Source organism: Parabacteroides sp. B2-S-102, from assembly GCF_023656665.1.
GTDB classification, from domain to species: Bacteria; Bacteroidota; Bacteroidia; order Bacteroidales; family Tannerellaceae; genus Parabacteroides; species Parabacteroides distasonis.
In genome coordinates this window covers 108,742-134,955 of the sequence record NZ_JAMOKM010000009.1, presented here as the reverse complement: position 1 = coordinate 134,955, position 26,214 = coordinate 108,742, and the positions used below count along the sequence as shown (strand labels likewise).

The 26,214-nt window shown below is 45.4% G+C and carries 26 protein-coding genes and 1 pseudogene; 11 read left to right on the top strand and 16 right to left on the bottom strand.

The window, feature by feature from the left end; genetic code table 11:
* The first annotated feature begins 1 nt into the window (after position 1).
* The 5 genes from NBH07_RS13170 (at position 2) to NBH07_RS13150 (ending at position 3,330) form a co-directional block, all read left to right on the top strand.
* A complete protein-coding gene (locus tag NBH07_RS13170) occupies positions 2-706 on the top strand; it encodes an LrgB family protein (RefSeq protein WP_005861201.1) in 705 nt (234 codons plus the stop codon).
* 99 nt (positions 707-805) lie between these two features.
* On the top strand, positions 806-1,372 hold the full coding sequence (efp, locus tag NBH07_RS13165; RefSeq protein ID WP_005861200.1) for an elongation factor P: 567 nt from the start codon (positions 806-808) through the stop codon (positions 1,370-1,372).
* Between the two features lie 85 nt (positions 1,373-1,457).
* Positions 1,458-2,165, top strand: coding sequence for a RadC family protein (gene radC / locus NBH07_RS13160; RefSeq protein WP_005861199.1), 708 nt, complete (start codon positions 1,458-1,460; stop codon positions 2,163-2,165).
* A 71-nt stretch (positions 2,166-2,236) separates the two neighbouring features.
* Positions 2,237-2,554, top strand: coding sequence for a metal-sulfur cluster assembly factor (locus tag NBH07_RS13155; protein ID WP_005861198.1), 318 nt, complete (start codon positions 2,237-2,239; stop codon positions 2,552-2,554).
* Complete coding sequence (locus NBH07_RS13150; RefSeq protein WP_005861197.1) at positions 2,551-3,330, top strand: UDP-2,3-diacylglucosamine diphosphatase; 780 nt, start codon at positions 2,551-2,553, stop codon at positions 3,328-3,330. The genes NBH07_RS13155 and NBH07_RS13150 overlap by 4 nt, the downstream gene beginning before the upstream one ends.
* A gap of 93 nt (positions 3,331-3,423) precedes the next feature.
* Here the strand turns inward: NBH07_RS13150 and NBH07_RS13145 are convergent, their stop codons facing one another.
* Positions 3,424-4,242 (bottom strand): PstS family phosphate ABC transporter substrate-binding protein, encoded by an 819-nt coding sequence (locus NBH07_RS13145; protein WP_005861193.1) that lies wholly within the window; start codon positions 4,240-4,242, stop codon positions 3,424-3,426.
* 85 nt (positions 4,243-4,327) lie between these two features.
* Positions 4,328-5,614 carry a putative porin gene (locus tag NBH07_RS13140; RefSeq protein WP_008773889.1) on the bottom strand — a complete coding sequence of 429 codons (1,287 nt, stop codon included), beginning with the start codon at positions 5,612-5,614 and terminating at the stop codon, positions 4,328-4,330.
* Positions 5,615-5,869: 255 nt separating this feature from the next.
* On the opposite strand from NBH07_RS13140, the gene NBH07_RS13135 reads away from it, so the two are divergent.
* A complete protein-coding gene (locus NBH07_RS13135; RefSeq protein WP_005861189.1) occupies positions 5,870-6,940 on the top strand; it encodes an NAD(P)H-dependent flavin oxidoreductase in 1,071 nt (356 codons plus the stop codon).
* Positions 6,941-6,999: 59 nt separating this feature from the next.
* Here NBH07_RS13135 and NBH07_RS13130 read toward each other — a convergent pair whose 3' ends face one another.
* The 13 genes and pseudogenes from NBH07_RS13130 to NBH07_RS22625 form a co-directional block, all read right to left on the bottom strand.
* Positions 7,000-8,448 carry a DUF3868 domain-containing protein gene (locus tag NBH07_RS13130; protein WP_005861187.1) on the bottom strand — a complete coding sequence of 483 codons (1,449 nt, stop codon included), beginning with the start codon at positions 8,446-8,448 and terminating at the stop codon, positions 7,000-7,002.
* Positions 8,449-8,466: 18 nt separating this feature from the next.
* Entirely contained in the window at positions 8,467-9,033 is a 567-nt protein-coding gene (locus NBH07_RS13125; protein ID WP_005861186.1) for a DUF3575 domain-containing protein, read from the bottom strand.
* A gap of 171 nt (positions 9,034-9,204) precedes the next feature.
* The gene (locus NBH07_RS13120; protein WP_005861184.1) at positions 9,205-9,816 is read right to left on the bottom strand and encodes a response regulator transcription factor; all 612 of its coding nucleotides are present in this window, start codon (positions 9,814-9,816) and stop codon (positions 9,205-9,207) included.
* Between the two features lie 10 nt (positions 9,817-9,826).
* Positions 9,827-10,516, bottom strand: coding sequence for a hemerythrin domain-containing protein (locus NBH07_RS13115; RefSeq protein ID WP_010185248.1), 690 nt, complete (start codon positions 10,514-10,516; stop codon positions 9,827-9,829).
* An 82-nt stretch (positions 10,517-10,598) separates the two neighbouring features.
* Positions 10,599-11,753, bottom strand: coding sequence for a Rid family hydrolase (locus NBH07_RS13110; RefSeq protein ID WP_009018360.1), 1,155 nt, complete (start codon positions 11,751-11,753; stop codon positions 10,599-10,601).
* Positions 11,754-11,764: 11 nt separating this feature from the next.
* Complete coding sequence (locus NBH07_RS13105; RefSeq protein WP_005861178.1) at positions 11,765-12,472, bottom strand: hypothetical protein; 708 nt, start codon at positions 12,470-12,472, stop codon at positions 11,765-11,767.
* 9 nt (positions 12,473-12,481) lie between these two features.
* Positions 12,482-13,717, bottom strand: coding sequence for a porin (locus NBH07_RS13100; RefSeq protein ID WP_005861172.1), 1,236 nt, complete (start codon positions 13,715-13,717; stop codon positions 12,482-12,484).
* 22 nt (positions 13,718-13,739) lie between these two features.
* On the bottom strand, positions 13,740-15,146 hold the full coding sequence (locus tag NBH07_RS13095) for a di-heme oxidoredictase family protein (RefSeq protein ID WP_005861168.1): 1,407 nt from the start codon (positions 15,144-15,146) through the stop codon (positions 13,740-13,742).
* A 17-nt stretch (positions 15,147-15,163) separates the two neighbouring features.
* Positions 15,164-16,375, bottom strand: coding sequence for an imelysin family protein (locus NBH07_RS13090; RefSeq protein ID WP_005861167.1), 1,212 nt, complete (start codon positions 16,373-16,375; stop codon positions 15,164-15,166).
* 30 nt (positions 16,376-16,405) lie between these two features.
* On the bottom strand, positions 16,406-17,719 hold the full coding sequence (locus NBH07_RS13085; protein WP_005861166.1) for a porin: 1,314 nt from the start codon (positions 17,717-17,719) through the stop codon (positions 16,406-16,408).
* 517 nt (positions 17,720-18,236) lie between these two features.
* Positions 18,237-19,142, bottom strand: a complete 906-nt coding sequence (locus NBH07_RS13080; RefSeq protein WP_009276446.1) for a transcriptional regulator — start codon at positions 19,140-19,142, stop codon at positions 18,237-18,239.
* Between the two features lie 15 nt (positions 19,143-19,157).
* Positions 19,158-19,427: a hypothetical protein gene (locus tag NBH07_RS13075; protein ID WP_005861164.1), complete on the bottom strand. Its 270-nt coding sequence runs from the start codon at positions 19,425-19,427 to the stop codon at positions 19,158-19,160.
* A gap of 623 nt (positions 19,428-20,050) precedes the next feature.
* A pseudogene (locus NBH07_RS22625) lies at positions 20,051-20,288 on the bottom strand (HTH domain-containing protein); the annotation flags it as partial.
* 452 nt (positions 20,289-20,740) lie between these two features.
* Here NBH07_RS22625 and NBH07_RS13070 point away from each other — a divergent pair.
* From NBH07_RS13070 to NBH07_RS13050, 5 genes are all read left to right on the top strand, one after another.
* Positions 20,741-21,151, top strand: coding sequence for a virulence RhuM family protein (locus tag NBH07_RS13070; RefSeq protein WP_009276445.1), 411 nt, complete (start codon positions 20,741-20,743; stop codon positions 21,149-21,151).
* Between the two features lie 37 nt (positions 21,152-21,188).
* Positions 21,189-22,736, top strand: a complete 1,548-nt coding sequence (locus NBH07_RS13065; RefSeq protein ID WP_009018363.1) for a sulfatase family protein — start codon at positions 21,189-21,191, stop codon at positions 22,734-22,736.
* Positions 22,736-24,298 carry an arylsulfatase gene (locus NBH07_RS13060; RefSeq protein ID WP_250833524.1) on the top strand — a complete coding sequence of 521 codons (1,563 nt, stop codon included), beginning with the start codon at positions 22,736-22,738 and terminating at the stop codon, positions 24,296-24,298. The genes NBH07_RS13065 and NBH07_RS13060 overlap by 1 nt, the downstream gene beginning before the upstream one ends.
* A gap of 103 nt (positions 24,299-24,401) precedes the next feature.
* Positions 24,402-25,061 carry a LysE family translocator gene (locus NBH07_RS13055; RefSeq protein ID WP_005861153.1) on the top strand — a complete coding sequence of 220 codons (660 nt, stop codon included), beginning with the start codon at positions 24,402-24,404 and terminating at the stop codon, positions 25,059-25,061.
* 1 nt (position 25,062) lies between these two features.
* Positions 25,063-25,704 (top strand): carbohydrate-binding family 9-like protein, encoded by a 642-nt coding sequence (locus NBH07_RS13050; protein WP_005861151.1) that lies wholly within the window; start codon positions 25,063-25,065, stop codon positions 25,702-25,704.
* Positions 25,705-25,759: 55 nt separating this feature from the next.
* On the opposite strand, the gene NBH07_RS13045 is transcribed toward NBH07_RS13050, so the two are convergent.
* The gene (locus NBH07_RS13045) at positions 25,760-26,167 is read right to left on the bottom strand and encodes a DUF6249 domain-containing protein (RefSeq protein ID WP_005861149.1); all 408 of its coding nucleotides are present in this window, start codon (positions 26,165-26,167) and stop codon (positions 25,760-25,762) included.
* Between the last annotated feature and the right edge of the window lie 47 nt (positions 26,168-26,214).

Sequence of the window (26,214 nt, the reverse complement as noted above, 5' to 3'; positions counted from 1 at the left end):
CATGGATAATCTGGCGCATTCCGAGATTTTCGCTCTTACCTTGGTAATTGGTACCTACCTGACTTCCTTGGCTCTTTACAAGAAAGTCCATATCAGTCTTTTGCATCCTTTGCTTACGACCATCTTCGTGATTATCGTGGTACTGGAAGTCCTAGGCATTCAATATGAGTCGTTCCAGCAAAGCAGTCATTTGATCCATTTTATGCTGGGGCCTTCCGTAGTGGCCCTTGGCTATGTGTTATATGAGCAAATCCAATATCTAAAGGGAAATGTCGTTTCGATCTTGACTTCCGTATTTGTCGGGGCCATTGTCGGAATCGTAAGCGTAATCATCATCGGTAAATTGATGGGAGCCGACCAAGCGTTGATCGCCACGCTCCAACCGAAATCCGTCACCACCCCGATCGCTATGGGGATAGCGGAGAAAGCGGGCGGCATACCTTCACTTACCGCCGTCATCGTCGTAGCGGTAGGAATCTTTGGCAGTATAGTGGGCCCTATCGTGATGAGGGTACTGGGAATAGATAGCCATATCGCTAAAGGACTGGCGTTAGGGGCTTCCTCCCATGGAGTAGGAACAGCAGCGGCCATTCAAATCGGGGCCATCGAAGGAGCATTAAGCGGACTGGCGATTGGCTTGATGGGTATCATGACAGCGGTCTTGGTTCCGGTTATTCGGTTGATTTGCAACTATTTTTCCATATAAATACGCAAAACTTTTTGCTACTTTAGCAGGAATGTACTACTTTTGCCCCCGAAAATCGTTAAGGATTACTCTATAACATTATAAATAAAGAAAATAAATATGATCAATTCACAAGACATTAAGAAAGGAACTTGTATCCGTTTGGACGGAAAACTCTATTTCTGCGTCGATTTCCTTCACGTAAAACCGGGTAAAGGTAATACCATCATGCGTACCACATTGAAAGATGTTGTAAAAGGCGGTCAGATCGAGCGTCGTTTCAATATCGGTGAGAAGTTGGAAGATGTACGCGTAGAACGTCGCCCGTATCAGTTCACTTATACGGAAGGCGAGCATTATCATTTCATGAACCAAGAGACATTCGATGACGTGATCATCGACAAAAACTTGATCAACGGCGTTGATTTCATGAAAGAGGGAGAAATTGTAGACGTTGTTTCTGATGCATCTACCGATACGGTTCTTTTCGCCGACATGCCTACAAAAGTTCAATTAAAAGTTACTTATACAGAACCGGGTATTAAAGGTGACACTGCTACTAACACCTTGAAACCGGCAACCGTAGAGACTGGTGCGGAAGTTCGCGTTCCGTTGTTCATCAACGAGGGCGAGGTTATCGAGATCAATACGACTGATGGTTCTTACGTAGGCCGTATCCGCGAGTAATCCGGGTCTTGTCAAAATATACGGTTCCCGCTTGATAAGCAGGCGGGAACTATTTTTTTAACCAAATCATAAACCTTTCCCGACTATGAAAGAAAAGACAGGAAAACTTTCCATCAAGGAATGGGCCGAAGAAGACAGGCCCCGTGAGAAAATGCTTCAAAAAGGCGCTTCCGTATTAAGCGATGCCGAATTGATCGCCATACTGATCGGATCCGGCAACAATGAGGAGACGGCCGTACAACTCTCTCAACGGATACTTCACTCCGTAAACAACAATCTGAATACATTGGGTAAACGTTCCATCAAAGAATTAACTTCCGGCTTTAAAGGTATCGGAGAGGCGAAGGCGGTCACGATCTGCGCCGCTATGGAACTAGGGAAACGGCGGGAAACCTCAGAGGCGTCTCCTCAAGATGCTATCCGAAGCAGCAAAGACTCCTATCTCCTATTCCGTACCCAACTATGCGATTTACCTTATGAGGAACTCTGGATCGCTCTAACCAATCCATTAAATAAGGTGATACAAAAGGTAAAAATCAGTCAGGGCGGAGTAAACCAGACTTCCGTGGATATCCGTTTGGTATTAAAAGCGGCGATCAACGCCTTGGCCTCCGGTATAATCCTATGCCATAATCATCCATCCGGTAGCCTCCGCCCCAGTACGCACGACGATGCCTTGACCGAGCGTATCCAAAAGGCGGCGAAGCTGATGGATATTAGGATACTGGACCATATCATCCTGTCCGATAGCGGCTATTATAGCTATGCAGACGAAGGAAGGCTGATCCGGTGAAACAAATTCTCTTTTCCCCCGGTTTAGTATATAGAAGTATTAATGTATATTCGCGTATAAAACAAAAGAAGATGAACAACGAATTTCTCCAAACAGAAGAAGCGATCGTCGCTATGCTGAAGACGGTATACGACCCGGAAATACCCGTAAACGTATACGATCTTGGGCTTATATATAAGGTAGATATCGATGAGGAAAAAAATGTACGCATCGATATGACCCTCACCGCCCCGAACTGTCCGGCGGCCGATTTCATATTGGAAGATGTCCGTATGAAGGTAGAAGCGGTCGATGGGGTGAACAATGTAGAGGTAAACCTCGTCTTCGAGCCGGAATGGGACAAGGACATGATGACGGAGGAGGCTAAACTGGAATTAGGTTTTCTATGAAAATATATTTCGCCTCAGACGCACATCTGGGAGCCCGTTTCCACAAGGACCCTTTAGCCATCGAGAAGAAACTGGTACGTTGGCTGGATAGCATCAAGGAAGACGCTTCCGCCATTTGGTTTCTGGGAGATCTATTCGACTATTGGTACGAATACAAATACGTCGTGCCGAAAGGCCATGTACGTTTTCTGGGGAAATTGGCCGAGTTAGCGGACAGAGGTATAGAAATACATATCTTTATCGGTAACCATGACATCTGGATGTTCGACTACTTGCCGAAAGAGATAGGCGCCATCATCCATCGGGATACCTTGACAGTCGATTTATTGGGGAAACGTTTCTTCCTCGGGCATGGCGATGAGGTAGATTTCCGGAGTAAGGCATTCCGTCTGATCAGGGCTATTTTCCGGAACAAGTTCTGCCAATGGTTATATGCGGGAATACATCCCCGCTGGACGTTCGGGTTCGCTTTAGGCTGGTCGCTCAACAGCCGGAAGAGCGGACTGGAAAAGCAAGAGGCTAAAAAGTATCAAGGGGAAGACGCAGAATATATGGTTGTTTTCGCCAAGGAATATCTAAAGACGCATCCCGATATAAACTTCTTCATTTTCGGCCATCGCCACATCATGTTGGACTTGATGTTAAGCCGTACCTCCCGTATTCTCATAGCCGGGGATTGGATGCAATTCTTCTCTTATATCGTATGGGATGGCGAGAATCTGTATATGGATCAGTTTCTGGAAGAGACGGACGGACAATCTTATCCCAACACATAAGACAGCGTTGTCTTAACACCTTAGATAGTACTGTCGAAGCACCTTAGACAGCGTTGTATGATGTGCTCATACAACGCTGTCCGGATTCTCCGCTTACTTTACCGGGATATAACCAACCTTCTTCACCGTCGCTTGTCCTTCGGCAGACATCACATAATCGATGAACGGTCGCACCTTTGAGGCATTCTTCGTCTCATAGTAGTAGAACAACGGACGGACAACCGGATAGGTCTTATTCCTCGCGTTCTCCAACGAAGGCTCCACGTAGGATTTTCCGGCATCATACGATACATGGATCGGCTTCACTTCTTTATTCAAATAAGCAAGACCTACATAGCCAATGGCTCCTTTCGTCTGGCTTACGCTTTGTATAATGGCACCTGTAGCCGGCATGCTCAAGATACCGTTCATATAGTTCTTATTTTTCAACACGCTCTCCTTGAAGAACTCGTAGGTTCCGGAAGAAGTCTCGCGGGAATAGGCCACGATCTTCATATCCGCACCACCCACTTCTTTCCAATTCTTAATCTTGCCGGTAAAAATGCCTTCCAATTGCTCCCGGGTCAGATTGGATACCTTGTTGGAAGGATGCACGACAACAGCCAGAGCGTCGTAGGCGATCACCTCCTCTTTCGTTTTCTTTCCGGCTTCTTGCAACTTCATGCGCTCGTCGAATTTCATCTTACGGGAAGCCATCGCTATATCCGTAGTGCCTTCCATCAAAGCGGAGATCCCCACGCCGGAGCCACCACCCGTCACCGTTATCTTAGCGGCTTTGTTCTTATTCATGAAATTCTCGGCTTCAGTCTGGGTAAGAGGCAAACAAGTATCGCTACCCTTTATCTTCTGGGCAAACACATTCGTAGCAAACAAACACGCTGCCATGGCAGCTAATAAAATCGTCTTCTTCATTACTTTGTATTTATCTTTTATTTACGATACAAAATAAATACTTCGGTATTTCAATGGGATGAAACAGATATTACAATCCTATGAATTAAAACTTATATTGAAGACGGACTGTCAATACATTATCCTTCCGGTCGTTCTCGTAGCCCTTCACGAGGTTACTTTTCTCATTGAAGTTAAACTCGTAGTAAGCTTGTAGACGGATATGTTTATTGAAATTATAGATACCGCCAATACCTATCGTGCTTTGAGCCAAGTCGGTTTTTGAGGTGAAGCTATTTTCCGCCCCTACCTCATTTCCACTCACCTTCGTATTCGGATCGTAAACGTCATATTTCAATACGGCGGAGAAAGGAGAGGCGCCTATATCCTGTACCAAATAAAAGAAGTAACCAAGGAAAGGACGCTTGAACAAAGAATTTTCCGGCAAATTCTCCGGTCGGGTACTGTAGTTCGGGCTTTTACTGCTCCCGGCGATACCGGGTTGGGTACCGATTAAACCTTCCGCACGGAGAGTGGTCTTTCCTAAAGATGAAAGAAAACTAAACTGTCCATCCAAACCTAAATACTGGCGCTTCATATAAGTACCCGTCTCTCCCATATCCCTCTTAACGAAATGATTGCCACGCATCTCATACGCCTCGGTAGTCGGGTTGTAGACAAAACCATGGTAATAGGAGAAACCGGCTCCCCATTTTCCCCAGTCGCCTATCGCCTTCTCGGCACCCAGACGCCCGATGAAATCTTTCCGGCTATCCGTCTCCCGGTTAATACTGTTTCCGGCAAACAGACCGGCATCCAATCGCAAGAAACTCAATGGGCTGGTAGTCTTGGTACGTAAGGTAAGCATCGCTCCCAAGTCACGCTCATCCGGGAAGAAATACTGGATAATAGTCGCTCTCTCCGGAGATTCGAGAGAACTCGTGGAATAACAGACCTCATAACCGAAAGGACGGTTGAACACACCAGCCATCAACTGGCTACGCTTCGTCCAAGGGTCCTTGATACCGATATACAGATCACGGAAACTTACTCCCTTATCATTCACCTCGATCTGGACAGCACCTGTTCCGATCCCATCATTGTACTCAAACTTCATACGCCCCCGGCGGATACCGATCCGGTTAAACCCTTTATCCAAGTTCTCGTTCTTATCGCCCACTTTCAAGGTAGCGTCCTCCTGTCCATATTGGTATTGTCCTTGGATATAAGCGGAAACCTTGAATTTGCTTAGCTTCTGGACTACCTTATCCAAGGTAGTCACTTCCGTAGCCAAGGAATCGATACGTTTTTCCACCGACTGATCCACCTCCTGCGCTCCCATACTGAATGGAAGCAGCACTAACATGAGCGCTATAACTTTTCCTAATTTCATTCCTAACTATAAAAACTATATTTGCGTCGCAAAGTTACAACGCTCCTGTTTCACACCCGTTTCACATACATTACAATCCTGTTACAGACGTCTTGCCTAATTATTCAGGGACGAATTTACATAAAATAATCGGTTCGTTCCATACATTGCACATGACTAGAATATTTGCGCGATAATTCTGGTCCATTTCGCACATTTATTGGGATATTGTGCTACCTTTGCCTCGATTATTGAAACACTATATTTATTTTTTTAATGAAGACATTAACAATCGGAGACCTAAAGGCTCGTATTCCAATCATCCAAGGTGGAATGGGCGTAGGCATCTCTCTTTCCGGCTTAGCCTCGGCCGTTGCAAATGAAGGTGGGATCGGCGTTATCTCCGCAGCCGGTCTCGGACTTTTATATAAGAAATTGTCACCCAGCAATTATACGGAAGCTGGGAATCTCGGGTTAGCGGAAGAGATCCGCAAGGCCCGGGAAAAAGCGAAAGGTATCATCGGCGTAAACGTAATGGTGGCTCTTTCCGACTTCGCCGAATTGGTGAAAACCAGTATAGCGGAAAAGGTAGACATCATTTTCAGCGGTGCCGGACTGCCTTTGGACTTGCCTTCTTTCCTCAAGAAAGATAGCGTCACCAAGCTGGTTCCCATCGTTTCCAGCGCACGTGCCGTACGCATCATCTGCGAGAAATGGAAGAATAACTATGATTATCTTCCGGATGCGGTGGTACTAGAAGGCCCGAAAGCGGGTGGACATCTGGGATATAAGGAAAACCAGTTGGAAGACCAGCATTTCTCATTGGAAGAATTATTACCTCAAGTCGTAGAGGAAGTCTCTCATTTCGAGCAGAAATACGACAAAAAGATCCCGGTAATTGCGGCAGGAGGCATTTATACGGGTGAAGATATCAAACGCATGATAGACCTTGGAGCATCAGGCGTTCAGTTAGGAACCCGGTTCGTTACCACCACGGAATGCGATGCCTCGGAAGCCTTCAAACAGACCTATATACAGGCAGAGGAGAAGGACATAGAGATCATCAAAAGTCCCGTCGGCATGCCCGGACGAGCCATCCATTGCAGTTTCCTTGAGAAAGTGAAGGCGGGAATCAAGCAACCGAAAGCTTGTCCCTTCAACTGTATCAAGACGTGCGATATATCACGCAGCCCGTATTGTATCGTCACCGCCTTGTACAACGCCTTCAAAGGGAATTTCGAGAATGGATACGCTTTCGCCGGCAGTAACGCTTGGCGAGCGAATAAGATCACTTCGGTACGGGAAACCATTACCGAGTTGATGAATGAATGGAAAGCTAAATTATAAGCACAAAAAAAGCCTCCGGAAACGGGGGCTTTTTTTATATTCGAAGGTAAGTATCTCCATTATTGCTCGGCCAACCAAGCGGCCAGCTCATCCCGGTTCGCGGCGGCATCCTGCATGCCGGCTTGGGCAGCTTGATCGAAATATTGCATAGCGGTCGTATAATCCTTCTTCATCGCATAAGCGACACCTAGGTTATTCCATGCTTCCGGCAAATTAATACCTTGCAAACGACTGATGGCCGGATCGTAAGCACCAGTCTCAATCTCAAGGGCCGCCGTATTTAATTGAGCGATCGGGTCGGTCGGATAAAGACGAACGGCGATATCGAATACCTCCTTGAACTGATCGCTACCTTTATCATAAGAATTGGCTACCAAGAACATCTCATTCAAACTTAAATATTGAGGTTTCGTTTTGATCACTTGCTTGGCCTCGTTCACGTCGAACGGACGTGCGATATAAGCCAAGGTATAATCAATACGTCTTAAAGGAGGATAGTATTTATCCAATAATATCTTATAAGTCCGACCTCCGTTCAAGGCATGTAGTTTAGCCTTGCGCTTGTTTATATCTTGAATATCCAAGATCTCCAGAATCTCCTTCTTATTCGCCAAATCTGATTTCGTAACCTCTTGACGCAATCCGATCCAATCCTCACCCATCCAATTCACTTTCATCAAGGAAGGATCCATCTTCTCCTTATCTTTCATGTAAGCGACAAAAGCCTTGGCACGACTCTCGGACAATCTCATATTATAATCGTAGCCACCTTCCGGGGAAGCGTATCCGGTAACCTTAAATTCGGTAAAGCTTAGATTCTTATCGTTACGGACTTCCGTTACAATCTTATTCACCTCATTCAGCACGGTAGCGTTATCTTTGAAATCACGTAACAATACGGACTTGCCTACCTCAAAGTTTAAATAAGCGGAATGCGTCTCGCTCCGTTGTTTCACAGGTTCTACCGGAGGAGTAACATAGCTAAGCTCATAAACGGGAGGGGCTAACGGAGGCAATACACGGCTCATCACCCCATAGATGTCATTTGAGACCTCACAAGAAGCGCATCCCGTGGTATTCTCATCCACCATCAAGGTAGCGTTTCGCATCCATCCCGCATAGGGTACGGACAATTCCACCGGAATCAATTCCGGCCCCTTCTTCGTCTGACGGATAATCAAGCTAGGAGTTTGGGGAAATTCATAACTATCGAAACCCAACTCACGGTTCAACGCCTTCATACGTGCCCGCCCGGTAATCACGATCGGGTTAAACTGGTAAGACTGCGATTTATCCACCGATTGCAATACCGGTGTCAGTATGACCATCTCTTGGGATTTCAAACGCAGATTACTCAGATTGGTCGTAAAATTCATCATAAGCTGGCTTCCGTCCTTCCTTGCGCTTACATTCTCGAAACTAACAGTTCCCCGCACACCGTTCTGTGCCTGTAGGCTCACACCTCCGAGGAACAATAAAGCGATACATATACTCAATAAATGTCTCATATCTCTCTAGATCGTTTTTTAGTGGATAAAATAAATGATAGAAAGGGCCGCTTTCGTTACACCCCAATAGTTCGAGTTCTTGGTCTCGATCTTGGAGCCACATTCCCCGCAATTATACTTATCATAATGTACACGGGCATAACCGGCGCCGATAGCGGCTTCTATACTCCAACGCTTATTCAGTATCCATTGATGTCCCAACGTAAGTCCGCCACCGTACAAATAACCATCATAACGATGATCCTTCAAATTAGGGAATATGCCAAAGGGTAATTTAATCCCGGCGATATTATACTGTCCGCCCAACGCATGCACGCCAATAAACGTACCGTTGAATTTCTCGCAAGTCCAATAACGCACTTCCGGCATGACAAGCCAATGCTTCAGTTTCTTACCGTCATTGAACTTGAAAGGATTATATCCCGCCGAGACATCCAATGTAACCTTTTTGCTTAAGCCCACCTCGAATCCTAAGTTCGGAGTCGTAGTCGCGTCGTAGAGAAGATTGTTCTTCAACGCGAAATGCTGTGCGCTCATAGATAAGGAAAATAACAATGCTAATCCAAGTAAAAATGCTTTCTTCATTTCTTATAAGCTTAATGATTTGAAGAAGAAACAGGAATAAACGGGTTTTAGTTTTCGATAAGCGTTAATAAGATATGATCATTAAATTTAATTATATTAATAGTAGAGGGAATGCGGAAGGCGCTTTTATCGCTTATCCACATTCCCTTTAACTTACTTATAAATATACGATTACTGTTTAATGTCGCCTAATTCGACCAGCTTATTGACAATCGCATAGATCGTAAGACCGCTGGCACTATGAATTTGAAGTTTCCGAGCGATATTACGGCGGTGGGTGATGACCGTATGCGTAGAAAGAAACAAACGATCCGCTATCTCCCGGTTTGTCATTCCCTTCACGACGCAGACTACGATCTCTTTTTCCCTCGAGCTTAACGATTGTTGCTCGTCATCCCCTTCCGGCTCGTCATCCGGAAGTACCTCGGCGTTCAACCGTTCCAATTTGTGCTTGATCTCATCAGGGCTATCGTATATGTTAATTTGTTCATCATAAGAACGCAATAACACACTGTCTGAGACAGAATATAATAAAGCGATACATTTCATCTCGGCACAGCCGCTTTCCTCCTTCAAATGTTGCAACGTGAAATAGCCGGGCAAAGCCGGATTCACGATCAACACATCCGGTTTGTGCATACGAAGCGAGTCGAAAAGAGATTCCACCGAATGAATCTCCACCATCTGGATACGGAAACCCGGTAACCGTTTCAACAGGTTCTCCAGTCCGCTCCTTATGATAACAGAAGGTTCGGCTATCGCAATCTTTAGATTTGTACTCATCGATTCATGCTTATAATTGTTTTTCCAAAGCCAATATGGCCGGTACAAACAAATAATCCTCCACACGGGTATGTGAAGCCAAGTCTTCCTCCGTGGCAAAAATATCGAACAAGACACTATTCAGCATATTCGTACCCGCTCCCGGATAGTATTTGATCAGGATATTTTTCAACTCCGTGATCTTCATCTCGATCTGATCATGACGCTTACGGAAGATCGTAATATTGTATTTCGGATCTCTCTTTCCTTCCAACAAATTACGGACATAAGGGAAAACAGCACGTTCCTCATAAGACATATGTTTATTTACCTCCTCCGCATACTCATCGAAAAACTTCGTGATCACAAAAGCGACATCCTCCGGGCACCCGGATATAGCGTCTACCAATTTACGACGGATATGTGGCAAGCGGAAGTTCAAGAAGTAATCATGGGCATTATGCAAATAGCGGATCAAGTTCTCGATCGACAGGCATTTGCTGATATTCTCGACAGGCGTATTCACTTCCTCGACCAAGAAATTCACGACCGTCAGGAAAGTACAAGCATCCACCCCATTCTGCCGGCAAACCTCCCCGATATTCTTCTCTCCGAACCCGAGCGCTATACCAAAGCGGCTCATGACTAAAACCATCGGATAGTTCTCGCAGATCAGATCACTCATTTTATCGGTTTCCCGGTACATTCCATTTTTATACATAGGCTTCTTTCTAACTTGTCTTGGTGTTTGAATAGCCAAATATACTCCTTTTTCTTCCATATCTCGTACATTTATTATTATTTCACAAAGGCTTAAAGGACGACTCCGTCGGCACGACCGCTATACACTCAGTCTCTATCAACCATCCGGGACGGCAAACGGGGGCCAAGACTATCAAATGTGGCAAATCCGGGTAATGCGCCTCAAAATACTTCTTAACCACCGCATAATCAGCCATATCTCTCAAATAGGTGATCGCCTGCGTAATATCACGAGTAGTAGCGTCCGCCTCTTTCAGCAACACGCTGATATTTTCCATCATCCGCTCGGTTTGTTTTACGATATCGCCCGGATAGACAATCTCTCCCCGGTTATCGATACTCGCCGTACCCGAGATGAAGACCTGTTTACGATCCCCATACGTAACAGCCGTACCCCGCTCGAAGGTTACCCCATATTCATAAGTAGGATTCAAGTGCGTGGGAGCGTAAAGGAACTGAATCTGCCCCGGCTCCAACCCATCCACCGCATAACTGTCCATCTGTACCAACACCGAAGGATCGGCATGACGTCCCTCGATACCCGTGCTAGCAATATAATGCGTCTTCTCCGTAAGATTCTGCGTGATAAAAACTTCTTTCCGGGCTTTCACCACACCGGCGTAATTCACGTCTACGTTTTGCACAAAGAACCAAGTACGGACACAATGAGAGGCCAACGTACAACGCTGCCCCATCAATTGCATCACATAGTCATTCAATAAAAGCCGGGTCTGGTATTCCGAATTGGCCGCCTTATTGAAGGCACCTCCCCCCCAGAGGTGCCTATAACCGTTATGCGACGCTTCCAGTAAACCGGAATCGTACGTTTGTACCGACATCCCCGTTTGCAAATAGGTCCACATAGCGATCTTTGTTCCATTCAAAGGCGGCTGCTGAACGATAGAGAGCGGGCAAAAGGCGCTCTCGCACTCCCACTCCATCACGCTATCCGTCTGATTAGCTGCGTCACTTAAAAAATAACGGCGGAAAACGGCGGTAGCGTCATTCGATAGCTCTTCCTTCACGACAGTCACATAAACCCGCAAAAGGTTTTGCAATTGCTCCACGAAAGACAAACAAGGGTCCGTGATCGATACCATCACCTGATATTCCGTTGTTCCACCTTTACCCGTGAATGAAGAGATTTGCATTTCTACCGCTTTATCCGTATCTATCCTCCTCGTATAATTCATCATTTTCTTTCTTATCAATTATCCAATGCCCCTCCTAAGATCCAACCTTGGATCAAAGCAAGGACCTCCTGTTTCCCGGAACTATTGAACATATCCTTATGTACCGGATTATTCTCCAATATATCCAGCAAGAAACTATTGTTTATATTACCCGGGGTCACGTAGTTCTTACCCTCTTCCGAAAGGGGCGCCTTTACGTTCACTAAAGATTTATAAGCCACATCGTCCCTAAGATCCAGCTGACCGGCCAATCCCGATCCTCCTCCATGACATGACAAGCAATTCAAGTCGAACACCTGCGCTTGTATACGTTTGAAGCTCGCTAAATCCAATTCGCCGACAGACAAATCAAGCGGTTCGTCCGAATCATCCACCGGAGACGTATAATAGGAGTAAACCAACCGCAATCCCCTACTAATCACAGCGACCTCTATACTCCTCGTATCCGGAGTGACATTATTCAATCGGAGTTTTAGTCTTTTGCCGTCTTCCGCCGGCTTACTGATACGCTGGGTTTGCAAAGGTTTCGACTTATCCTCGCCAAAAGCACATAACGAGAGCATATTCTCCTTCGGCCAAGCTTTCAGGCCAGTGAAAGAAAGTGACACGGTAGCGGTTCGCCCGGAATCAACCGTCTCATCCGGATAAATCTTACCCTCATCACAACCCAGCCCGAATAACAGGAATAAGGCATACATTATATATTGACTATATCGTTTCATACCCAAAGATTAGAACGTGAACTGCAACATAGCCGTAGCGGAGTGACGAGCCAATCCAATAGCGTCCTCATCCCGGTCATTCTGCGTAGCATGACCGCTACGACCTAGATATTGATACATAACCTGTAGCTTCAAATTATTATTAAAGAAATAATAATTCAAACCAGCGGCGGGCATATTCAACAAACCACCCTCATCCGTAGCGTTACGATCATAGAAATCATATCGCAAAGCACCCTGCAATTTCGGAGTGATGAAATAGCCCAATTGAGCGTAAGCTCCCCAGAAATTCTTATCCGGCTTTTGCATGATCTTGGTAAAATGCATATTCATATAGTAACCTTCGGCAGCCACATACCAGCGGTTCTTGATCCATGCGAACTCAACGCCCACACGGGTGTCGCTACTGGTCAAGAACTCGGCCTCCGCATTATAAGAGGCAGATACGGCGATAGACATCTTATCGTCGTTCAGATTCTCCGGTGAGCCTTGAGACGTTGGCATCTCCCCCTTCGGCATAAAGGCCAGACGACCCGCATATAACAGCGAAGGCAACCATTTATGATCATCGCAGTTTGTCTTAGTCGCCAAATTCACGTCGATACCCGTACCATTAAAAATACCGACTTGATAAATCCATTTATCATGGATCAAACCATGTACCTGTACACCCAAGTCGAATCCCGTGGACATATTCGGTATGACATAATTCACGTCGTAAGGAAGCAATACGGATTGGGAAGCGGAATAAGGCAGTACCGGAAACAACGTCTCCCCCAAAGTACTTAAATAGCCATGCATAAACGGTGTCTTGAACTTACCGACACGGATACGAAACGACTCCTTAATCGCTACGTCGAACCAAGCCTGTTGCAATAAGGCACCTCCACTCTTAGCGGCATTCAGCGATAAATTGAAAGTAACCCGTCCAAAAGCCTTACCCGTAAAACCGAGAATAGCGTTAGGGATCGCGAAACCGGAGTTCGCTACGCTCTTGGCATAATGGCTTTCCAGCCCTTGGTCGTCATATCGGTTGTAGCAAGCGCTTGCCTGTACCAACGCATAGGGCTTAAACAAAAAATCACCGGCCTTGGTAGAAAAAGAAAAGCCCTTCTTTCCCGCTAGTGAAACCACATCGTTCTCTACATATTTATCATCCATCTCTTTCTTTGTATCTTGAGCTTTCACGGAGAAAACACCTGCTGATAGAAGCACCACAAGCAACGTCCTATATATTTTTTTCATTTCGATTCTATGCGTTATTTATTTATAAACTTTGTAGGAATTTAATCAGAGCGGCCCGCTCGTCTTTTGTCATGCGAGAGAATAGGGTACGCGACGCAGCTCCTTCCCCACCATGCCACATAATAGCCTCCGTCAGGTTCCGGGCACGGCCATCATGTAAATAATAGGTATGGCCGTTTACGACCTCTTGTAATCCCAATCCCCATAACGGGGTAGTCCTCCATTCATTACCGTTGGCCAAGCCACTGGGATAATCATCCCCTAGCTCAACACCCATATCATGCAATAAAAAGTCCGAATAAGGATGGATCACCTGATTACCTAATTGAGGCAATTCCGTATTATTCAAAAGGACAGATCCGCGAGGGCGTGTCTTCAAGGAAGTCACATGGCATAAATGACATTTCGCTTGATAGAAAAGTTGCTCTCCTTGAAGAACCGTAGGATCATCCACATTCCGACGGGCGGGTACCCCCAAGGTCTGGAGGTATAAATCCACATCTTCCATATCTTCCGTAGAGACCTGCGCCCCGGTCATGGCAAAACCCATCATATTACCCTGTCCTTCTCCTACCTCATGCGGGAAACGATCGTTCGTTACACCGAGGTCGGAAGAGAATCCCAATTCCACCGTTAAGTCGGCATGATTCGCCTTATTACCAGAGATACCGATCTGTTTCTTTCCCTTTTCCGTCACATAGTTTATACGTCCACTAATACCATATTCCGGATAATTGCTTTTAGCGGCGATCTGCTTTAGCATATCCAAGTCGAGCGCCATCATCTGCCCCATTCCGACATGCCGTAAGGGTTGACGTACGGAAATCCGTAAATCCGACATCGGGATACTATCGGCATACCATTCTTTTATCTCATAATGAGGAGTGACCAACTCATATTCCTCCCCATCGGGAAACGTATATTTTTGGGAAGTAGTAGTAATCTTAACCCTTCCCTCCGGTTTCGTTCCGTATATCGCTTGATCATGTAGTACCCGGCCATAATCTTGAAAATAGCCGCCACTTTTACGTGATATATAAATAAGCATGGATGAGAAGCCGGGGCCGGAACCTCCATCAGCTATAGCCGGACGGGTCCGCCCGGTACTTTTATGACAGGAACCGCAAGAATATCCGGCATAAAGCGGCCCTAGTCCTCCACCATCCACATTCTCAACACCGCGAGCATCGTCGTACAATCCATCACCACGATTAAATCGCGTCTCTAATTCGCCCGTAACCCAGTTTGCCTGCGTATCGTACGCATCCGGGGCATTGGAGAAAATGGTTGAGATACCCGCGGACAACTCCTTCTCGGAAGCTACCTGCCCATTGGGTTTCTTAACCTGCCAATTTTCCAAGTCCTCGGATTCGCAACTACACAGCAGACTACCGGATAAAGCGAATAATAGAAGTAATCTTCGTTTCATCGTATCGGCTTGTCCGATTAGTTCGTGAACTTAGACTTAACAACGCCCAAACCTGTCGTTAAATCAGCGCAAGCTTCTGTAGCCGTATTGATATGCTCCGTATCCCCTAGATTGTTACGGAAAGGATAGCCGATCGCATTGATAGCGTCGATTGTCTTATCAATTTGAACTACCATCAAACTATCCAACGTAGGATTAATCATTTTAGTCAACGCATGCAAGCTACTCTCGGAAGCGGATTCCTCATCCAAATCACGACCGCCGAAATAAGCGTTCTTGATACTTACGATATTGTTCTTATAGTCGTCCAAGGAATTCCAGCTATACCAAGACTCTACAGCCAAGACACCGGGGTTATTCGGGTCAGTAGCGTCTTTATTACTTCCATTCCATGCGGTCACCGGGTCAGTTATCTTAGCGGAACCTACTTCATTGGAGATTCCGGCCATACCATTATTTCCATTCAGCATAAGCTCAATCGCCTGATAAACATTACCAATGGAATAGGCAGAACCGTCATGTTTCTTCATAGCCTCCGCATAAGAAGAAGGAACATCCGAAGTTCCTAAGCCTTTCAACCAACCATTGTATAAGTCTTGAGTATCAGATAACATACGTTCGGACACTAACTTCAAATACTCCAATTCATTCTTTGCGAACGGGCTTGTTTCCAGATCACGAGGCTCGCCGTCTAAGAATAACATCTTTTCCGCCGTATGGAATCCACGTAAATTTTGAGGACCATCTTCCGCGTCTTCGTCTACAGCTCCTGAAATCTTGCTGAATTCTCCTGTAGCTATAATCTCCTCTATACCGTTCTTATCCAAAGGCCAGCTATCCAAGCTCGGGTCGAGCTGTGCCAAATCCGCCACACCGAACAAGAATGCCTCACTTTGTTCCCAAGGTACACGAACCGCACGCCAAGCGTCGCAGGCATCCGCTAAATCATTCTTAGAACCAGACGCGATGAACTTGTCTACCGCATTTTTATAGGCAGTCATCTTTGTCAACATGTCTTTATAGGTAGGCAAAGCTACCTCATCAACGAAAGTAGCGACAACCGCACTCATCTGATCTTCTGTTGGTTTCGTACCCGAATCCGCAGGAAGATTCTTAAAGTCATAAGTTACAACATCGGGGTCCTTACCCGGATCATCGTCGTCTCCACAAGAAGTGAAGCTCAAAGCCACACCCATCAACATCATGGGTAATAAAAGTACTTTTTTCATATTCTTACATATATATTTGTTAATAGTCTATTATCTTGATAAGAACCAGCCGATATAAGCGATACCGACAGAAACCATATTCTGGCTATTATAATCACCCTTACCTACAATACGGTGCGCATAATCCGCCTTTACGACCAGATTAGGCAACGCGTAATAGTTAAGGCCTGCCGTAATCACGCTCTTTTGAAGACGTCTATCCGCCAGTTTATTACTGCCTTTTTCTACGGATTGCATCGGATTATAATATTCGTAGCGAACGAAAGGATAAATTCTAGGGGCTTTCCGGCTAAAGAAGGAACCTACATTATAGCCAACCTCAGCCGCATAACTGACAGCGGTCTCCGCCACGGTTGAATTAGGATATCCGGAAGCTGAAGATGAGTTATTGTTTACCTTCGTCAAAGCGTTGCTGTTGCCCAGATGGCCGTAAACGATATTACCTCTGGCGATCAAATTATTGTTCGGACTTTTATATTGAGCGTCCGCCGTCACGATGGTAAGCGGATATTTCTCACCTTGGTTACGCAGCGGTTTGCTACTATTCTTAGAGGGTTGGTTATAATAAAAAGAAGCGCCCACACGTAAGCCTTTAAATTTCTTCACTCCATTATAGTTGACACGAGCCACAAAGGCAGGATGCGTAAATTGAGTTTCCTCGAAAGCGCCTTGCGTACCTTTGCCAACCCAGTTCTCCATACGGAAACCTTGTGGGTCCAGACCGGAAACGACTTGTAACTCGTAATCGAAATTTCCTAAATCACCAAATAGAGCCACACCCGTCTCATGCCAAGTAGAAGGTAATATGGTAGTCTCTCCTTCCGGACGATATACACCAAAAAAGTTCAAGGGTTCATGATGTGCGTTGGTCAAGCCTACCGGTACGATCATATGTCCAAAACGGAAGTTTAAATGCTTGTTCATCAGATAAGAGATATGGAACTGCTCCAAGGCGACCTCGCCACCTTTCTCGATCTCGGTCTCATATTCTCCATTCTCCTCGTACCACTCCACTTCCCGTGCGGCGCCTGTTCCTCCATACTCAAACTCAATCTCGGAACTCAGTACCCATTTGGGAGAGAACTTATAATCAAAAGCTAAAATAAAACGAGGGATAGAGACAGTAGCCCGATTCATATGTGATGTACCTTGAGGTGTCACCCAATTCCAGTCATAATCCATATAACTGGCAGCCATCTCACCATATCCTCCAAAACGGAATTTAGAAAAACCGTCGGCATACATCTCCGATGCCTTTACGGTAGAGCTCATATTACTCTCTTGAGCATGTAGAGCGGTAAAGGAAAGTAATCCAATCGCTAATAAATTTGTTAACGTTCTCATTGCGTTTTATAATTTTTGGCAAAATTACAGGGGCTGAGAATTTGCTACAATCGCCCGAAGTAGGTAAAATGAGACCCTAATTACCTACTCATAGGTATCCCGGAAGAATATTTTCAGGACGTCACACCCAATAGGCCCCATTATTGACCCGCAAGACAACTTGATAGTTAATTTTGGAAAATACGGTTTTGTATTATTTCAGAGGTAAGCGTTAGTTATTACAAGCGAGAAGATCATTAGTTCTAAAAATCGATCTCCATGAAAAGATATATAACAATTAATAGGTATGAGCTCTCCTTTTTTACATATATATAGGTATTGCGCACCCTTATAGGCCGACGTATCTTTGCAATGTCAAAAAGAATGTAACACTATTAGTATATCGCAAACCAAAGCCTTCTGCTAATTTTATGTAAGCATATAAGATGATTAACACCGTAGTGTCGGGAAGTTTTTATTGGTTATTTCCGGCATCACATAAAAAGGGCCTCCCTGTGAAGAGAGGCTCTTTTTGTGTTCAGCTATCCGGTTCATTGATGATGTATTGATAGAGATCCGAGTCTCCGGCCTTATTCATGATCTTATGCTTTTCCAGCTGAAATTTTAACTGGTCTAAACCGAGAGGGCCGAATCCCGGGATCTTCAACAAAGAATCGAGCCCTTTCTTCCTAGCGTAGCGCAATAGGTCCTCCATAGTTTCCAGCTCCAATTTTTGGAGGCATTTACGGATGTAGGGAGACAGGGTTAGGCTTGTGACCGGTAGGGAGATCCGTCTGGCCGCATCCGTGGGGATGTCGAACGACGATTTCGGAGCATCGAGACTCAAGCCACTTTTGAGGACTGCTTTATAGAGCGTTCTCAGCTCATATTCCATGTTTCGCTTCTCAAGCCGCAGGCGCTCTATCTCTAGGTCTTGACAGCTGATCGTTTTCTTATATTCGGCTAAGAATCCGGTGTTTTCCTGCAAGCGGAGTACTATGTTCTTATATCGGTAGCACATCCTATCGTAAGATATATCGCAGCGTTTGGCTACGTCCAGTATTTTTGCCCCAGAGGTTATTTCCGTGAATATATACCGATCTTGCTTATCATCTATAAATGTGGATAGTTCGGCGATGATTTGTTTAAGTAGGGGAGAGATGTTCTTTAAGGATCGTAGGCAGAAAAGGTAATCGTCGTACTGGGCGATAATCTCGTCGGCTTCCTCCTCCTTGTCTTGAATGACCAGTTGCAAGTATAGTTTTTGAATCCCTAGATGTTCGATATGGGCAATGAAATCACGTAGGTTCTCAGGATCTACCATACGTGTACCGGTTCTCGTATGGAAAGAGGTTATCTTTCGGGATTTTACCCAATCTTCAATCTCCTCGTACGGGAAACCGGTAATACGGGCGGCTTCTTCTATGGATATGAGTTCTGGCATAAGCATAAGATTGTATTACGAATAAAGTTGTTTTTGTTTAGTTAAAATGCGGAATTTGGAACCGACCAATAACGGTAAGTAGATCAGGTATTCTTTTCGCATCTCAATTAAGAAATAAGAGCCATCATGGGACACTCCCGTAATGTCACTATATCTCCGCACGATACCATGTATCTGGAATTCCCTCTCATTACAATAAAACCCTAACTCTGGAAAATACTTGCTGAAACAAGCGGAGTAGTAAATAAAGAGATTCTGGATCTCATCAATATTACAAGCGTCCATAAGCCATTCACTTTACATGATTAATTATTAGATTTACAAGATCCGGACATGTTTTAGAAAAGATGTCCTTCGTAAAGACGAGCGCTATATGGCTTTTGTTAAGTAGTGGTCCTTTCTTATAAAATAAAGGAAGGGCGAGGACTGAACATTTATGTAGACGAAGGTTCGGCTAAGACCCAACTCCCAATAAAGTCAGCCACACGCCCCCTTTATCTGTATACAAAATATATCCATACTATATTAGCATAGATAACACGTATATCCAGTAAAGGGTTGCGGGGCCTTCTTCGTGCATAGGGAGATTTAAGAAAATTAGCCGATTTTCGTCCTACAGCACAAATATCACACGCAACACGAGGCTCTTAATTAAAAAGCCTTTTCTTGTCGCAAATATACGTATTAATAATATTTCAACCTAAGATAATCCATATGTTTTTTAGTTTATCATTGTTTGATACCAATTATTCGCTTTGACTTATCCAGTCATGCAAATGTATAATATTTTATTTGATTTTCAAACTCCAATACCTCACTTCCAAAGCAAGCTAACTTACTTTTTTCGCCCAATTTTGTCTCCAGTTGTAGAGACGCAGCGTGCTGCGTCTCATCCCCTCAAAATGGTAACTTAAAATAATACGCCAATAACCACCAAAGTCTGCGCCTTCACGAGACAATATACCCATAGAACGCAATTTTGCGATTTGTTTTTCTACAGCACGGGAACTTATACCTAATTTTATAAGCCATAGCTTCGGCTGACATAGAAAGGTCGGAAATGACAAGGTCGATGATCTTCTGTGCTGTTCTACCTATATTTTTAGGCTTATCCGCAGTGTCTCCGAACTCACTCTCCGAACTTTTCTTCATTTACAAGAATGTTTGCTGGCATCCACTTGGGTAGGAAGTGAATCCCATGTCATGTGCATACCCTTCAATATCAATATTACCCACTCTTGTATAGGCAGTGCGTGTTCCGTCTTGGTAATAATAATATACAATAAGGTATACAAATGGCACAAATATATAAATTGTTTAATATCAACACCTTAAAAACACGATTGTGATTTTTGAAAAACACGTACGTGTTTCTGTAAAAAGTCGTACATGTTTTTCGGGAAACACGTACGACTTTTTACAGCATCATTCGATAAGGAGCAAGAGCGTACATGAAAATATACGATAAGCCCCCCTTTTAACCAGAGCCAAAAAGCATTTCTTCCTAAGCTCCATCTCATAGATATTTTGGTGTAGTTACCCTGATTCTGAAATAATTTGGTTATTTTTGTATATAATTAATGTCCATAGAACATGCCATGAATAAGAAATTGCAGATACACAACAGCACGGCTGAATTCTTGATTTTCCAAATAGAAAATAAAGAAGAAGGTATAGAAGTCTTATATCAAGACGAAAGCCTTTGGCTGACGCAGGATGCTATTGCCGTATTGTTCGATAAAAGCCGTTCCACTATCACGGAACATCTACAAAATATATTTCAAAGCCAAGAATTACAAGAAGACTCAGTCTGTCGGAAATTCCGACGAACTGCTTCCGATGGCAAAAGCTACGCAACTAAATATTACAAGTTTGCCATTCGCGGCTATGTCGTTGATAAGAAAAGATTTGAGAAATACCGTATCATTCAAGACCGTCTATTCCAATCCGATTTTGATAAATACCAGACAGATAACCTTCTTGATTTTGATAACGAAATAGAGTCATAATACAAACTCTTTATAGAACATCTAAATAATAAACAACATGAAATCAACACTTATCGTAGGGATCGGTGCCTCGCTTCTTACAGCCGGTATCGCAAAAGCCCAACAGAGACAAGACATTACACCTAGAACGCCAAACGTATTGTTCATCTACGCGGATGACTTGGGATATGGAGACTTGGAATGCTACGACGGCACGCAAGTGAAAACCCCGAATATCAACCGACTCGCCAAGAACGGCATCCGCTTCACCAATGCTCACGCGACCGCTTCTACCAGTACGCCCTCCCGATATTCCATGCTAACCGGAGAGTACGCATGGCGCCGCCCGGGAACGGACATCGCCGCGGGAAACGCCGGAATGATCATACGACCGGAGCGTTATACGATAGCCGATATGTTCAAGAACGCAGGATACGCCACGGCCGCTATCGGCAAATGGCATCTTGGCCTAGGAGACAAAGCGGGCGAGCAAGACTGGAACGCCCCACTCCCCACCGCCCTTGGCGATCTGGGATTTGATTATTCCTATATCATGGCGGCAACGGCAGACCGCGTCCCCTGCGTATTCATCGAGAACGGGCAGGTGGCGAACTACGATCCGGACGCCCCGATCTATGTCAGTTACCAGAAGAACTTTCCCGGAGAGCCGACCGGAAAAGATAATCCGGAATTATTATACAACCAGAAGCCCAGTTTCGGGCACGACCAATCCATCGTAAACGGGATCAGCCGTATCGGTTACATGAAAGGTGGCGGCAAGGCGCTTTGGAAAGACGAGAATATCGCCGATTCTATCGTGACACACGCCATCGATTTTATCAAGGAGAATAAAGAGAAGCCTTTCTTCATGTATTTCGCCACGAACGACGTGCATGTACCCCGCTTCCCGCACGACCGTTTCCGGGGAAAGAACCCGATGGGCGTGAGGGGCGACGCTATCGAGCAATTCGACTGGAGCGTAGGCCAATTGATGAAAACATTGGATGAGATGGGATTGACGGAAAACACCTTGATCATCTTGTCAAGCGATAACGGACCTGTCGTAGACGATGGTTACGCGGACCGGGCCGTGGAGCTACTAGGCGATCATAAACCCGCCGGACCGCTTAGAGGTAATAAATACAGCGCCTTCGAAGGGGGAACGCGTATCCCGGCTATCGTACATTGGCCAAAGGAGATCAAGCAAGCCGCCGTATCAGACGCGCTAGTGAGCCAGATCGACTGGTTCGCCTCCCTTGCCTCACTGACGAATTCCCGTCTTCCGGAAGGAAGCGCGCCGGATAGCTATGATTATCTGGATACTTGGATCGGGAAAAGCAAGGAAGACCGCCCGTGGGTAATCGAGCAAGCGCTTAATAAGGCACTTTCCGTCCGTACGAAAGATTGGAAATATATCGAGCCGAGCGTAGGTTCCGCTATCATGGAATATGAGAAGATTGAGACCGGATATTCCCCCGAGCCTCAGTTATACGACATGACGAAGGTCTACGAGGAAGGAAACAAGGCCTTGCAACATCCGGAGATCGTTTTCCAATTGCAGGGAATCTTAAAAGGAGTTCGGGATCACACAATCAAGGCTAAATAATGGAAAGAAGAAACTTCATTAAATCATCCCTCGGAATCGGTCTGGGTGCGACACTTCCGGGGATGACGCATAGCAAAAGCGGGAAAGAGGCAGGGACCGCCGTCTCTCCCGCCATGCCCGTAAAGAGCGGTAAGCCGCATATCATCCTGATCATGACCGATCAACAACGGGGCGACGCCCTCGGCTGCATGGGAAACAAGGCGGTGATCTCACCGAATATCGACCGGCTGGCGCAAGAAGGCTCGTTGTTCGTGAGCGGATATTCCTCCGCTCCAAGTAGTACTCCGGGACGGGCCGGTTTATTGACCGGGATGTCTCCTTGGCATCATGGTATGCTGGGATACGGACGCATGGCCTTGAAGTATCGTTACGAGATGTCTCAGATGATGCGGAATCTGGGGTATTATACCTTCGGGATCGGTAAGATGCATTGGTTTCCGCAGAAAGCACTTCACGGATTCCACGCGACCTTGATCGACGAGAGTGGCCGGGTGGAAAGTCCCGATTTCATCAGCGATTACCGGGAATGGTTTCAATTGCAGGCACCCGGCAAAGACCCGGATCTTACGGGTATCGGCTGGAACGACCATGCCGCCGGTGTCTATAAGTTAGACGAACGGCTTCATCCTACGGCTTGGACCGGACAGACCGCTTGCGAGTTGATCCGGAACTACGACAACGACAAGCCCTTATTCCTCAAAGTATCATTCGCCCGCCCGCATAGTCCCTATGATCCGCCTCAACGTTATCTGGATATGTACAAGGACGCGGATATCCCAAAACCCCATATAGGAGATTGGTGCGGACAATACGCCGAGCCGAAAGATCCTCTCCAAGGAGCATCGGATGCCCCATTCGGTAATTTCGGGGATGCGTATGCCATAAACTCCCGTCGCCATTATTACGCCAATATCACCTTTATCGACGATCAAGTAGGGCAAATCATCCAGACCCTAAAAGACAAAGGTATGTACGACAATGCCCTGATTTGTTTCACGGCGGATCATGGTGATATGTTGGGCGATCATTATCATTGGCGGAAAACCTATCCGTACGAGGGTTCGGCCCATATTCCTTATATCGTAAAATGGCCCGCCGGTATATCCAAATCCATACCGGACGGAAGCAGCATAGAACAACCTGTAGAACTGAGAGACTTCTTGCCTACCTTTATCGATATCGCCGGCGGGTCGGTTCCTCCCGATATGGACGGGCGGTCTTTACTCAAGCTGATCCAAGGCCAGCAGGAACAATGGCGCCCCTATATAGACATGGAGCATGCCACTTGCTATAGCGACGATAATTACTGGGCAGCCCTTACCGATGGGAAGATTAAGTATATCTGGAATTTCCACAACGGAAGCGAGCAGTTGTTCGATTTACGGGAAGACCCGGGAGAGACACATAACCTTAGTGAGGACGCAGCCTATCAGAATAAGTTGTCCGAACTACGCAAGATGATGGTAGAGCATCTGTCCGAGCGAGGAGATTCATTCGTGAAAGACGGTAAATTGATGACTCTCGATACGACCCTATTGTACAGTCCCAATTTCCCGAAATAAGGGACGAGCGAGCCTCGTCCCTACAGTATCTTACGTTTTTTACCTTTTTTTTATCGCGGAATGGATGTATCTTTGCCCAAGAAACTAGAAGAGACTCAACTTAATGCTAGGAATCGTTAGTAAAGGAATCATTATAGGTGTATTGGTTTCGGCCCCCATGGGCCCCATCGGTATGCTCTGTATACAAAGAACACTAAATAAAGGACGTTGGCACGGGTTCGTCACCGGATTAGGGGCCGCTCTATCCGACGTGATTTATGCGGCACTGACTTGTCTGGGCATGGGAGTTGTGGTCAACTTCGTGGAGGCGAACCAAGCGCCCCTGCAATTGATCGGAAGTATCGTTCTCGGCATTTTCGGGTATTATATCTTCCAAAGCAACCCGACTAGGAACCTAAAGAAACACCGAGAAAAAAAATTATCGTTCACCCAAGACTTTATTACAGCTTTTCTACTTACCTTTAGCAACGTGTTAATCGTCTTGCTCTATATAGGATTATTCGCCCGGTTTGGTTTCGTGCTGCCTGAACATTCGTTTTGGCTGCTGGTATTGGGCATTGTTTGCATAGGGTTAGGGGCCGTTCTTTGGTGGTTCGGCATAACATATATTATTGGAAAACTGAGGAAATGGTTCAACGTTAGAGGTATTTGGTTACTGAACCGGATCGTGGGCTCTGTCATTATCGTATTGTCTATTATCGGTGCCCTATCGGTTTTATTGACCTCCTACTTACAATGGCCTTTACTTCAAATCTATAGTTAAAATGAAAAGACTGAAAGTTCCTGTTATCCCCGTTCTGGATGTACTCGATATAACATCCATAGAACCGATTCTTGAGGTGCAATCCCAACGTGAGTTCCTCACCCATGCCAATTGGCATGAGTATCCATATAAGCCGATCACCGCTTTTAATATAGCCCGGACAGAGAAAAATCTATATATACGATATAGCGTGCAGGGTAATTCGCTAAAGGCGTCTTATGAGATGGACAATTCCTCGGTCCATAAGGATAGTTGCGTGGAATTCTTCATGAAAAAGGAAGGTGACTCGCATTATATGAATTTCGAGTTTAATTGTATCGGGACTTGCGATGCCGCCCGCCGTACCTCACGGGATATCAAGACGTCGCTTTCGCAAGAAGAGTATAAAAGCATCATAAGACTCCCATCCGTGAGAAGAAGGGCATTCGAGGAGATTAAAGGTATTCATACATGGAACTTAATCGTAGTCATACCACTCAAGTTGATGGGGTTAGATCCTAGTAATCTGCCGGAGAAAATACTAGGGAACTTCTATAAATGCGCCGATGAGACAATGAATCCGCATTTCGTAAGTTGGAGTCCGATCGACCTTCCCGAGCCTAATTTCCATTGTCCTGAATTCTTCGGGGAGATCTACCTGTAGTATAGACGTAGCGTGCTGCATGCAGCACGCTACGTCTATACAGGCAAGCCTATGGCTATTTATTATTCTTACCTAGTTTCAGCTCAATGACGAACGCTATTATCAAGCCGATTCCCCCGAACAAAAGAACCGAAGCCCCATAAGCCGTACCCGCTACCTCATGCCTGTACCAACCATCATCATAATAAGAATTTGTCGCCATACACATATTAATAATAAAGCCTACCAACAAACCTAATCCGATTCCCACCAAAAGGCACCCGGCCTTTAAGCTACTGAACGAGAAGTTTCGCATGTAGTGAGGCAGTCCCAATTTACCATCGAAAGCAGAGGCATCCAGTTTATCACCGATCTTCTCGATAATCGCCAAACGTTCCCTCTTGCGAACAAACAACTCAAATAATCCGTAAATACCTGCACAAACGATTCCGACAACTAGCGGAACAGAAATAAAATCCATCATAACTGTATAATTTTAATTGATTCATTCATATTGTTTGCTAATTTGAC

Excerpts from the sequence above, each read along its gene's own strand:
- NBH07_RS13130 (WP_005861187.1), bottom strand. The coding sequence starts at position 8,448 with ATGAGACATTTATTGAGTATATGTATCGCTTTATTGTTCCTCGGAGGT.
- NBH07_RS13095 (WP_005861168.1), bottom strand. The coding sequence starts at position 15,146 with ATGAAACGAAGATTACTTCTATTATTCGCTTTATCCGGTAGTCTGCTG.
- NBH07_RS13140 (WP_008773889.1), bottom strand. The coding sequence starts at position 5,614 with ATGAAATTAGGAAAAGTTATAGCGCTCATGTTAGTGCTGCTTCCATTC.
- NBH07_RS13055 (WP_005861153.1), top strand. The coding sequence starts at position 24,402 with ATGCTAGGAATCGTTAGTAAAGGAATCATTATAGGTGTATTGGTTTCG.
- NBH07_RS13150 (WP_005861197.1), top strand. The coding sequence starts at position 2,551 with ATGAAAATATATTTCGCCTCAGACGCACATCTGGGAGCCCGTTTCCAC.
- NBH07_RS13125 (WP_005861186.1), bottom strand. The coding sequence starts at position 9,033 with ATGAAGAAAGCATTTTTACTTGGATTAGCATTGTTATTTTCCTTATCT.
- NBH07_RS13105 (WP_005861178.1), bottom strand. The coding sequence starts at position 12,472 with ATGAAACGATATAGTCAATATATAATGTATGCCTTATTCCTGTTATTC.
- NBH07_RS13080 (WP_009276446.1), bottom strand. The coding sequence starts at position 19,142 with ATGCCAGAACTCATATCCATAGAAGAAGCCGCCCGTATTACCGGTTTC.
- NBH07_RS13170 (WP_005861201.1), top strand. The coding sequence starts at position 2 with ATGGATAATCTGGCGCATTCCGAGATTTTCGCTCTTACCTTGGTAATT.
- NBH07_RS13155 (WP_005861198.1), top strand. The coding sequence starts at position 2,237 with ATGAACAACGAATTTCTCCAAACAGAAGAAGCGATCGTCGCTATGCTG.
- efp (WP_005861200.1), top strand. The coding sequence starts at position 806 with ATGATCAATTCACAAGACATTAAGAAAGGAACTTGTATCCGTTTGGAC.
- NBH07_RS13145 (WP_005861193.1), bottom strand. The coding sequence starts at position 4,242 with ATGAAGAAGACGATTTTATTAGCTGCCATGGCAGCGTGTTTGTTTGCT.
- NBH07_RS13065 (WP_009018363.1), top strand. The coding sequence starts at position 21,189 with ATGAAATCAACACTTATCGTAGGGATCGGTGCCTCGCTTCTTACAGCC.
- NBH07_RS13110 (WP_009018360.1), bottom strand. The coding sequence starts at position 11,753 with ATGATGAATTATACGAGGAGGATAGATACGGATAAAGCGGTAGAAATG.
- NBH07_RS13120 (WP_005861184.1), bottom strand. The coding sequence starts at position 9,816 with ATGAGTACAAATCTAAAGATTGCGATAGCCGAACCTTCTGTTATCATA.
- NBH07_RS13085 (WP_005861166.1), bottom strand. The coding sequence starts at position 17,719 with ATGAGAACGTTAACAAATTTATTAGCGATTGGATTACTTTCCTTTACC.
- NBH07_RS13045 (WP_005861149.1), bottom strand. The coding sequence starts at position 26,167 with ATGATGGATTTTATTTCTGTTCCGCTAGTTGTCGGAATCGTTTGTGCA.
- NBH07_RS13075 (WP_005861164.1), bottom strand. The coding sequence starts at position 19,427 with ATGGACGCTTGTAATATTGATGAGATCCAGAATCTCTTTATTTACTAC.
- radC (WP_005861199.1), top strand. The coding sequence starts at position 1,458 with ATGAAAGAAAAGACAGGAAAACTTTCCATCAAGGAATGGGCCGAAGAA.
- NBH07_RS13115 (WP_010185248.1), bottom strand. The coding sequence starts at position 10,516 with ATGTATAAAAATGGAATGTACCGGGAAACCGATAAAATGAGTGATCTG.
- NBH07_RS13100 (WP_005861172.1), bottom strand. The coding sequence starts at position 13,717 with ATGAAAAAAATATATAGGACGTTGCTTGTGGTGCTTCTATCAGCAGGT.
- NBH07_RS13090 (WP_005861167.1), bottom strand. The coding sequence starts at position 16,375 with ATGAAAAAAGTACTTTTATTACCCATGATGTTGATGGGTGTGGCTTTG.
- NBH07_RS13070 (WP_009276445.1), top strand. The coding sequence starts at position 20,741 with ATGAATAAGAAATTGCAGATACACAACAGCACGGCTGAATTCTTGATT.
- NBH07_RS13060 (WP_250833524.1), top strand. The coding sequence starts at position 22,736 with ATGGAAAGAAGAAACTTCATTAAATCATCCCTCGGAATCGGTCTGGGT.
- NBH07_RS13050 (WP_005861151.1), top strand. The coding sequence starts at position 25,063 with ATGAAAAGACTGAAAGTTCCTGTTATCCCCGTTCTGGATGTACTCGAT.
- NBH07_RS13135 (WP_005861189.1), top strand. The coding sequence starts at position 5,870 with ATGAAGACATTAACAATCGGAGACCTAAAGGCTCGTATTCCAATCATC.